General features: G+C 67.7%; 11 protein-coding genes. 8 read left to right on the forward strand and 3 right to left on the reverse strand.

The genetic code is table 11. The features are described from left to right. The first annotated feature begins 42 nt into the window (after nucleotides 1–42). The 5 genes from ACFWUU_RS32795 (at nucleotide 43) to ACFWUU_RS32815 (ending at nucleotide 4,376) form a co-directional block, all read left to right on the forward strand. Nucleotides 43–954 (forward strand): RDD family protein, encoded by a 912-nt coding sequence (locus tag ACFWUU_RS32795; RefSeq protein WP_170989563.1) that lies wholly within the window; start codon nucleotides 43–45, stop codon nucleotides 952–954. 273 nt (nucleotides 955–1,227) lie between these two features. Then, nucleotides 1,228–1,674: a DUF4395 domain-containing protein gene (locus ACFWUU_RS32800; protein ID WP_137252493.1), complete on the forward strand. Its 447-nt coding sequence runs from the start codon at nucleotides 1,228–1,230 to the stop codon at nucleotides 1,672–1,674. Between the two features lie 12 nt (nucleotides 1,675–1,686). Next, on the forward strand, nucleotides 1,687–2,535 hold the full coding sequence (locus ACFWUU_RS32805; protein ID WP_380181313.1) for a sulfurtransferase: 849 nt from the start codon (nucleotides 1,687–1,689) through the stop codon (nucleotides 2,533–2,535). A gap of 3 nt (nucleotides 2,536–2,538) precedes the next feature. Continuing rightward, nucleotides 2,539–2,835, forward strand: coding sequence for a DUF1416 domain-containing protein (locus ACFWUU_RS32810; protein WP_134105618.1), 297 nt, complete (start codon nucleotides 2,539–2,541; stop codon nucleotides 2,833–2,835). A gap of 314 nt (nucleotides 2,836–3,149) precedes the next feature. Then, a complete protein-coding gene (locus ACFWUU_RS32815) occupies nucleotides 3,150–4,376 on the forward strand; it encodes a choice-of-anchor P family protein (protein WP_137252495.1) in 1,227 nt (408 codons plus the stop codon). Between the two features lie 85 nt (nucleotides 4,377–4,461). Here ACFWUU_RS32815 and dtd read toward each other — a convergent pair whose 3' ends face one another. Beyond that, entirely contained in the window at nucleotides 4,462–4,887 is a 426-nt protein-coding gene (gene dtd / locus ACFWUU_RS32820; RefSeq protein ID WP_380181315.1) for a D-aminoacyl-tRNA deacylase, read from the reverse strand. A 92-nt stretch (nucleotides 4,888–4,979) separates the two neighbouring features. On the opposite strand from dtd, the gene ACFWUU_RS32825 reads away from it, so the two are divergent. Further along, on the forward strand, nucleotides 4,980–5,804 hold the full coding sequence (locus ACFWUU_RS32825) for a 3-keto-5-aminohexanoate cleavage protein (RefSeq protein WP_380181317.1): 825 nt from the start codon (nucleotides 4,980–4,982) through the stop codon (nucleotides 5,802–5,804). Here the strand turns inward: ACFWUU_RS32825 and ACFWUU_RS32830 are convergent. Both ACFWUU_RS32830 and ACFWUU_RS32835 read right to left on the reverse strand, forming a co-directional pair. Next, complete coding sequence (locus ACFWUU_RS32830; protein ID WP_380181319.1) at nucleotides 5,695–6,192, reverse strand: hypothetical protein; 498 nt, start codon at nucleotides 6,190–6,192, stop codon at nucleotides 5,695–5,697. The genes ACFWUU_RS32825 and ACFWUU_RS32830 overlap by 110 nt on opposite strands. Beyond that, entirely contained in the window at nucleotides 6,189–7,325 is a 1,137-nt protein-coding gene (locus tag ACFWUU_RS32835) for a molybdopterin-dependent oxidoreductase (RefSeq protein ID WP_380181321.1), read from the reverse strand. The genes ACFWUU_RS32830 and ACFWUU_RS32835 overlap by 4 nt, the downstream gene beginning before the upstream one ends. A gap of 238 nt (nucleotides 7,326–7,563) precedes the next feature. Between ACFWUU_RS32835 and ACFWUU_RS32840 the strand changes: the two genes are divergently transcribed. Both ACFWUU_RS32840 and ACFWUU_RS32845 read left to right on the forward strand, forming a co-directional pair. Then, on the forward strand, nucleotides 7,564–8,121 hold the full coding sequence (locus tag ACFWUU_RS32840) for a hypothetical protein (RefSeq protein ID WP_380181323.1): 558 nt from the start codon (nucleotides 7,564–7,566) through the stop codon (nucleotides 8,119–8,121). Continuing rightward, a partial coding sequence (locus ACFWUU_RS32845; RefSeq protein WP_380181325.1) for a hypothetical protein occupies nucleotides 8,121–8,951 on the forward strand: 831 nt, incomplete at its 3' end. The genes ACFWUU_RS32840 and ACFWUU_RS32845, both read left to right, overlap by 1 nt.

Genomic DNA, 8,951 nt, shown 5'->3' on the forward strand with positions numbered 1-8,951 from the left:
ACCGAATGGCGCATGCACCTGCGGGTAAGCAAGACTCTCCAGGTGAGCTCTCCAGCCGGTTGGTACGACGACCCCGCGGACCCGACCCAGCAGCGGTACTGGGACGGCAACACCTGGACGGATCAGCGACGCGCGCCGCAGGGCCCACCGCCGTACCAAGGTCAGTACGGCGCCGCGCAGCACGGGCAGGTGTTCGGCGGCGGCGAAGCCCCGAGCGGACCGACCCGCCCGGCCCAACCGCAGTACGGCCAGTACGCCCCGCCGCAGCAGCCCCAACAGCCGCAGTACGGCCAGTACGCCGGTCCGCAGCAGCCGCAACAGCCGCAGTACGGCCAGCAACCGCAGTACGGCCAGTACGGCCCGCAAGGGCCTCACCCGCAGCAGCAGGGCTACGGCTACCCGGGCAAGCGTCCGCACACCACCCCGGACGGCCAGCTGCTCTCGGGCTGGTGGCGCCGCGTCTTCGCCCGCATCATCGACTCGATCATCGTCGGCATCATCGGACTGCCGCTGACCGGCTACTTCTACTACCAGTACTCGCAGGTCCTCTGGGACTACTTCAAGACCACGATGGACCAGGCCGAGGCCGGCACCCCGACGACCACGACCGCGCTGCCGCCAGAGGTCTACAAGTGGATGATCCCGGCGGTCCTGATCGGTCTCGTGGTGTCGTTCGTCTACGAGTACCTGTTCCTGACCAAGAAGGGCGCCACCCCGGGCAAGATGGCGCTCGGCATCGCGGTCCGGCTGCGCGACACCCCCGGCAACCCGCCCGGCGCGGCGGTCGCCAAGCGGTACGGCTTCGAGATGGCGCTCAGCGTGCTCGGCCTGATCCCGCTGATCGGCACGCTGGCCGGCTTCATCGCGCTGATCAACTACCTCTGGCCGCTCTGGGATGACAAGAAGCAGGCGCTGCACGACAAGGTAGCGGCGACCAACGTGGTCCGCACCTGATACCACCATGTGATCAGTTGTCTCAAGTAATGGGACCACAGCTGGCAGGCCCGGCCGGGTTCCGTACGCTCGATCCGTGGTTTACACGACATGGCTGACGAAGCGCAGGGCAGTGGACAACTGCCGCGTGCGCTCATCGCTGTGTCGATGCCGCTGACCAGGCGGCGTCCCGAGCGCTGCGGAACCGGTCGCTGAGCACGGTTCCGCGTACGTCGCCTCCCCGCACACCCGGGCGGGTCCGGCTCGACAGCCCTCCTCCTCGCAGGAGTCGTCATGTCCGAATCATCGGCGGCACAGAAGGTTGATCCTCGCGGACTGCGGTTCGCGGCCGGGGTGACCACGGTCGTCCTGGCGTTGACGCTCGTACTGAACAACCCGTGGCCGCTGGCCGTGCAGGCCGTGGTGTTCGCGATCTCGGTCGCGTTCGGCGTGCAGGCCTCGCCGTACGGGCAACTGTTCAAGCGGCTGATCCGGCCCCGGATCGGTCCGCCGAAGGAACTGGAGGACGCGGCCCCGCCGCGGTTCGCCCAGCTGGTCGGCCTCGTCTTCGCGGTCGCCGGTCTGATCGGGTACCTGACCGGCGTCACCGTGCTGGGCGTGGTCGCCACCGGATTCGCCCTGGTCGCCGCGTTCGTGAACGCGGCCGTCGGGCTCTGCCTCGGCTGCGAGGCCTATCTGCTGATCCACCGCATTCGTACGCCAACCACCGCTACCAACTGAGAGGCAGCACACATGAGCAGGGAATCCGCGCTCGTCTCGGCCGACTGGGTCGAGGAGCACAAGAACGACGCCGGTGTCGTCCTGATCGAGGTCGACGAAGACGTCTCGGCGTACGACGCCGGCCACATCGCCGGCGCGATCAAGCTGGACTGGAAGGACGACCTGCAGGACGCGGTCCGTCGCGACTTCGTCAACCAGGAGCAGTTCAGCGCGCTGCTGTCCGAGCGCGGCGTGAAGAACGACGACACGGTCGTGCTGTACGGCGGCAACAACAACTGGTTCGCGGCGTACGCGTACTGGTACTTCAAGCTCTACGGCCACGGTGACGTCCGCTTGCTCGACGGCGGCCGCAAGCGCTGGGAGCTGGACAGCCGCGAGCTGACCGACGAGGTCGTCAAGCGCGACGCGACCGAGTACGCCGCGAAGGCGCCGAACCTGGACATCCGCGCGTTCCGCGACGAGGTCAACGAGGCCATCGGCGTGAAGAACCTGGTGGACGTGCGGAGCCCCGACGAGTACGCCGGCCGGCTGCTCGCCCCGGCCCACCTCCCGCAGGAGCAGGCGCAGCGCGCGGGTCACATCCCGACCGCGGCGAACATCCCGTGGAGCAAGGCGGCCAACGACGACGGCACGTTCCGCGCCGACGACGAGCTGAAGCAGCTGTACGCCGACGCGGGCGTGGACTTCGGCAAGGACACCATCGCGTACTGCCGGATCGGCGAGCGCTCGGCCCACAGCTGGTTCGTGCTGCACGAGATCCTCGGCCAGCAGAACGTCAAGAACTACGACGGTTCGTGGACCGAGTGGGGCTCGCTGGTCGGCGTACCCGTTGCCCTCGGCGACGAACCCGGAGAGGCCTGACACATGTGCGGAGCAACGAAGGGCGGCCTCGACCTCAAGGGTGTCGACGTCGACAAGGAAGCCGTGATCCAGGGCCAGGTACTGCGCGGCGAGGAGCCGGTCGGCGGCGCGTACGTGCGGCTGCTGGACTCCACCGGTGAGTTCACCGCCGAGGTGCCGACGTCGGCCACCGGGCACTTCCGGTTCTTCGCGGCGCCGGGCAGCTGGACGCTGCGGACGCTGGCCCCGAAGGCCGACCCGGTCGACCGCCAGGTGGTCGCGCAGTACGGCGAGGTCGCGGAAGTGGCCGTCACCGTCTGAGCAGTCGGTCGTTACACAAGGTGCCACCACCACCCATCGGTGGCCCACCCTGAAGTAAGCACGAAGGGCCCGGACCTTGCGCGTCCGGGCCCTTCGCCATGCCCGGAGACGGTCAGAATCGCTTACCCGGCAGGGATTCCGGACGTCATCGCATTGGGGTTACGGGCAACGACCGGAAATCTCGTGGACCGAGCGGCAATGTAACGGTTTGGTCTCGGAGCGGGGTCGGCTCGTCACCTACCGCAATCGGCTGAGTTGTGTCTGTGTCCTGACCCGCACTTCGGGTCACGTCATCACTCAGGGAGGAGGGGTCAATGCGACCCCGCATCGGATACAAGAAGCTCGCTGCCGTCGGAGTTGCGGCGGTTGTCGGCGTGGCTTCTACGATTGCGCTGACCTCGGGTTCGGCGTCCGCCTCGCCGGTTTTCGGATACAGCGGTTACTCGTACGGCACCGACGTCGAATCCGGCCTGGCGAACAGCGGTCCGCAGGTCATCAGCAAGTTTGGTTGCACCACTGACGCCACCAAGGCTGACAAGAACGACATCGCCACGGCGAATGTGAACAACCAGGCGATCGCACGCTCGGTGAAGACCGACACGCACGCGTTCAACAACAAGAGCGGGACGGGCGTCACCAGCACCGCGACGGCTGCCGACATCCGCGTCGGCAACCTGGTCACGCTGACCGGCGTGAAGACCACGACGACGGCCAAGTACTCGAAGGGCCAGCTGTCGTACACCGGTGACACGACCTTCGCGGGCGTGCGGATCGGCGCGATCTCGGTGCCGTCGCTGCTCAAGCCGAAGTGGAACACCAAGATCGCGGTTCCGGGTCTCGGTTACATCGTGCTGAACCGGGTCGGCGGCGTGAAGACCGCGTCCGGCATCTACTCGTACGCGCAGGCGGTCGTGCTGCACGCGACGGTGAAGAACCAGTACATCCCGCAGGGCGTCGACGTCGCGGTGCTGAAGACCCGCGCGGAGATCTCGAAGCCGGCGACCGCACTGGTGATCGGTTCGGCCTACGGCACCCAGGCCAACGTCGACAAGCTGGTCGTCTCCAGCCCGACGTCCCTTCAGACCACCTGCCAGGGCACTGAGGGCAAGACGGTCCGGGTTTCGGTCGGCGAGGTCAACATCCCGAAGGTCGCCTACGTCGGCGGTGTCTACACCACCAAGAACGGCGCCATCGGCACCAACAAGTCCTACATCAACTTCACCTCGCACGTCGCGGGCGTGAAGGTGGGCAGCCTGTCCATCGGCGCCATCGAGTCCTCCGCGTCGGCGTGGAAGACCAAGGACGGCAAGGGCGGCGTCAGCTCGTCCTCGACCATCGCCTCGATCAAGGTCGGCGGCAAGACCTACGCTGTACCGACGGGCGAGAACAAGACCCTGAACATTCCGGGTGTTGCTCGTCTGACCTTCAACCAGGTCCTGCGTCAGAAGCGCTACATCTCGGTGGACGCGCTGGTGATCGACGTGTACAGCCTGAACACCAAGGTCATCGTCGGCCACTCGGCCGCGGGCGTCGTCAGCTGATCTCGGCACACGCCATCTGAGTCGAACCTCACCGACCCAGAACACACCGGCCCCCGGATCCCGCAAGGATCCGGGGCCGGTTCGTTTATGCGTCCAGGATCAAGGTGACCGGGCCGTCGTTGGTGAGGTCGACCTGCATGTCGGCGCCGAAACGGCCTCGCTCCACCTTGGCGCCCAGGTCCTCGAGGGCGGCGCAGAAGTCGTTGTAGAGCGGTTCCGAGACCGCGCCCGGGGCGGCGGCGCTCCACGACGGGCGGCGGCCCTTGCGGGTGTCGGCGTACAGCGTGAACTGGCTGATCGCGAGGATCGGGGCCTGCTCGTCGGCGGCGGAGCGTTCGTCGTGGAGGATGCGGAGGGTCCAGATCTTGGCGGCGAGCGCGGCCGCCTTCTCGGTGGTGTCGTCGTGGGTGACCCCGAGGAGGACGACCAGCCCGGGCACGTCGATCGCTCCGACCACCTCGCCGTCCACGGTGACCGACGCCCGGCTGACTCTTTGTACTACGGCTCTCATGAGGCCATCCTCTCCTGCCGGAGATCGTCCGGCGATCGGAGCCATGGACCGGCAAATATCCGTTATCGATCCCGATCTGGCAGGATTCGTCCATGGCGTCGACTCTGATCACTGTTGCTCCCACCGGTGCCGAGACCGCGAAGGCGGACTGCCCGGCGTTGCCGACCACGCTCGACGAGCTGGTCGAGACCGCGAAGCGGTGCGAGGCCGTGGGGGCGGCGATGATCCACATCCACATCCGGGACGGGGAGCACAAGCCGACGCTGGATCTGGGCCGGCTGACAGAGGCAGTTGCCGCAGTACGCGAGAACACGGCGCTGATCGTGCAGCTGTCCACGGGCGGTGCGGTCACCGATCCGTACGATCACCGGTTGCGTGTGCTCGACGCCGTACCGGACTCCTGCTCGCTGACGATGGGGACGGTCAACTTCGGCGACGACGTGTTCATGAACCCGTGGCCGTTCGTCACCCAGCTCTACCAGCTCACCCAGGAGCGCGAGGTCGTGCCGGAGTTCGAGCTGTTCGACCTCGGCCACGTCGCCGCGCTGCACCGGCTCCTCGGCAAGTACGGCCTCCCGTACGGCGGACGCGTGCACTGCGACCTGGTCATGGGCGTCCCCGGCGGCATGCCCGGTACGGCGGACGCACTCGTCGCAGCCGTCAACGCGTTGCCGGACGCCGTGACGTCATGGTCCGCGACGGGCATCGGCCGTACGGCGCTGACGGTCGCGCTGGCCGCGCTGTCGAAGGGCGGCAACCTCCGCGTCGGCATGGAGGACACGCTCACGCTGGCGAAGGGGCAGCCGGTCACTCACAACGCGGAGCTCGTCGAACGCGCCGCAGCCCTCGCCACGCTCGCCCAACGGCCGCCGATGTCGCCGGACGAAGCTCGTTCCCTGCTGAACGTGAAGCGATGAAGTAGCCGGCGATCCCGGCCGCGATGATCGTTGCCTCCAGCAATAACCAGTCGCGGAGGTAGTCGCGCGGGAGGATGGTCGGGTTCGCGCCTTTGCCTTGGCGTAGGAGCAGCGGGACTGCGATCAGGCTGGTGATGCCGACGTACAGCAAGGTGGTTCTGACGGCGCCGACTGTGCGGTGGCCGTCGGGTCTGTTTGACCACCGGGTGACCAGCCAGCCTGCGGTGATTGTCAGTGGGACCAGGAAGAAGTCGTCCGCGAGCACCGCTCCGCCCAACCACAGCGGCAACCTGATCAGGGCTCTTAGGTCCAGCGCGTCGATCAGCTTCCAGACGCCCCACAGGCCTATCAGCACGCCGACTGTTGCCAGCCCGATGCGGGTTCTCATGTGATGACCTCCAGCCGGTGGACCCACTTGGTTTGGAGTACGCCGGGGCGGTTGGGCGCGATGATCCGGGCGGGGAACCCGTGGTCGAGTGCGAGTTGGCTGCCGTTGAGCCGGAGGGCCAGGAGCGTGAGCGGATCTGCAGCGAACTGCTCCGGCAGCTCACTGGTCGCGTAGAACCCGCCCTTCTCCATCGACACCACCCGCACGCGCGAGTGCGCCGGCGCGCCGCACAGCTCGAGTAGGTCGCGGATCCGGACGCCCTCCCACCGTCCGCCTTGGCTCCAGCCCTCGACACAGGCGATCGGGAGTGCCGACCGGCTCTGCGGGAGTTGCTGCAGTTCGTCGAGGCTGAGCTCCAGCGATCGCGGTCCGGTGACGGTGAAGCGCCAGCCCGGCCCGATGGCGGTCACGCCGGCGGCTTCCGCCGTACGGTTGATCGGGAGTCCTTGGGGGCCGATGTTCGGCTTGCGGGGGGCGAGTACGGCGACCGGGCCGAGCGCTGGTACTGACTGGCCAACCGAGGTGATGCCAACGAGCGCGGCGGCGCCGGCGACTGTTCGGAACAGGCCTCGGCGGGTGAGGCCGGAGATTGCTGGGGGCAAGGAGTTTGGGATCAGCTCGGCGACGCGTCGCCAGTTGGCGCGGATCAGGGGGAGCTTGACGGCGATATGGACGAGGAGCGCGCCGATGATGATCCAGGCGAGGGCGTAGTGCGTCTGGCGGAACGGGAAGGGCCACGGGTACCACTGCAGGGTGTTGAGGAACCCGGTGAAGAGTTCGAGTGCCATCGCCGACACCAGGACCAGGATCGACGCCCGCTCGAGCATCGTCTCGATGGCCTTGCGGCTCGGCGGCCACGGCAGCTTCGCGAACAGCTTCGGGTAGACCGTCCATAACTTTGCCAGCAGCAACGGGACGGCGACGGTCCCGCTCAGTACGTGCAGGCCCTGCGTCACGCGGTACAGCGTGGCCGGGCGGCTCGGGATGGGCAGCCAGCTCGGGGTGTCCTGCTGGAAGTGGCTGTACAGCCCGGTCAGGAAGCAGATCACGACCGCGACGCCGAGCCAGCGGCCGATGACCGTCGCGACCCTCGGGTGGTGCAGGGGCGATGGGAACGACTTCTCCGTCGGCATGTTTCCACTACAACCCCGCCGGGGACGTCTTTACGGCGTACTCCGGTTACTGCTCGCGAACGGCGTATTACTGGTCGCGAACGAGATCCGGCGGGAACAGTTATCCACAGGTCTGCGTCTGTACCTCGGATGGTGATACCGATCGGGGCATACTCTGAGCGAACTGATCGCTGGCTGGACTCGTTTTCTGGGCGGACTGATCTCTCTTGGCGGACTGGGGCGAAAGGAGTGAGGCGGAGTGAAGACGCAGGAGCGGTCGTCCGAGGATGACGAGCGTGCGATGGCGGATCTGGCCGAGGTTGCGGACTGGCGCGCGATCTGGGGTCCGCCGGACACCGGCATGGACGCGATCCGTGCCCTGGTGAACCGCGTTACCGCCGCCACCGGCTGGCGTCCGTGGGCGCCGGGCAACATCGACCCCGATCGGTACACGTGGGGTCTCGTGACCCAGCGCGAGACCGTGATGCTCGTGCTGCCGGACGCCGTGTTGCCGGAGAGCCCGCGGAGCGGCTGGTCGGCGTACGACATCGCCTCGGGTGAGCTGCCGCTGGTCGAGGAGGGTCTGGACGACCACTGGCCGGGTCAGCTCGAGCTCGCGCGTCGGTACTGGGGACCGCCGGTCTTCGTCGGGCCGGGCAGCGATCTCCGCGTTCCGCCGGAGTGGCGCGGCCGCCGCCGTCATCTCGCCGTCTGGTTGCGTCCGGGAGCCGAGATCCACCTGTATGCGTCCCAGCCGGGCCCGGAGGACAGTGCCGCCGGTTTCGGATACTCCGTCTATGCCAGCGAGGTGGCCTGATGGCCGAGGAAGAAAGCGCCGAACACTACCTCCAGGTGATCGCCGGAAACGCCCGCCAGCTCTGGCAATGGCTGCGTGGCGCCGAGCAGCGCGTCCGGCAACTGTTCTCCAACCAGCAGCGTCGTCGCGTCATGATCGAAGGCGGTAACTCCCGGCAGAGGTGGGACGCCGATGTCGACCGCGAAGCGCAGGGCATGGACCCGCGGGTTCGCACCCAGGAGTTGGAGCGCCAGGCCGACGCACAGCTGCGAGAAGCACAGGGCCTCGAGGAGGCCAACAGCGAGCTGAGGGCACAGCGCGAAACTCTCCAACTGGAGTCGGACGCCGCCCGAGAACGGATCCGTGAGCAGGAAGAAGCCCTGAACCAGGACCGCAACCGGGACGGCATCGACGACCTCTACCAGAACCGCGTCGACGGCGACGGGGACCACATCCCCGACACAGACGAGCGGCAGGACGAGATCGACCAGCAGAACGCAGAGGCCGACGCGGTCGCTGACGAGGTCCAGCAGCGTCAGGACGAACAGGCCCGGGCGGACGACGAGAGGCGGAAGCAACAGGAGGAGGACCGTCGCCGCCAGGACCGCGAAGACGGCCTCGACCCGGCGGCCGCCGTGCCGGCCGCGGTCGGCGCAGCCGAGGCCGCCGAGGCACTCGACGACGAGCTGAACGAGGAGCGCGCCGACGACCTCGATGCCGCCCAGCAGGACGACCCGGCGACCCAGGCCGAGACCGACGTCGCTGAGCAGCCCGGTCTCGACGCGGATCTACAGCAGGACAACGTCGACCAGGCCCGGCTCCTGGACGAGGACGGCGTACTCCGCGACACG

It is taken from the genome of Kribbella sp. NPDC058693 (assembly GCF_042715335.1).
Lineage (GTDB): Bacteria > Actinomycetota > Actinomycetes > Propionibacteriales > Kribbellaceae > Kribbella > Kribbella jiaozuonensis.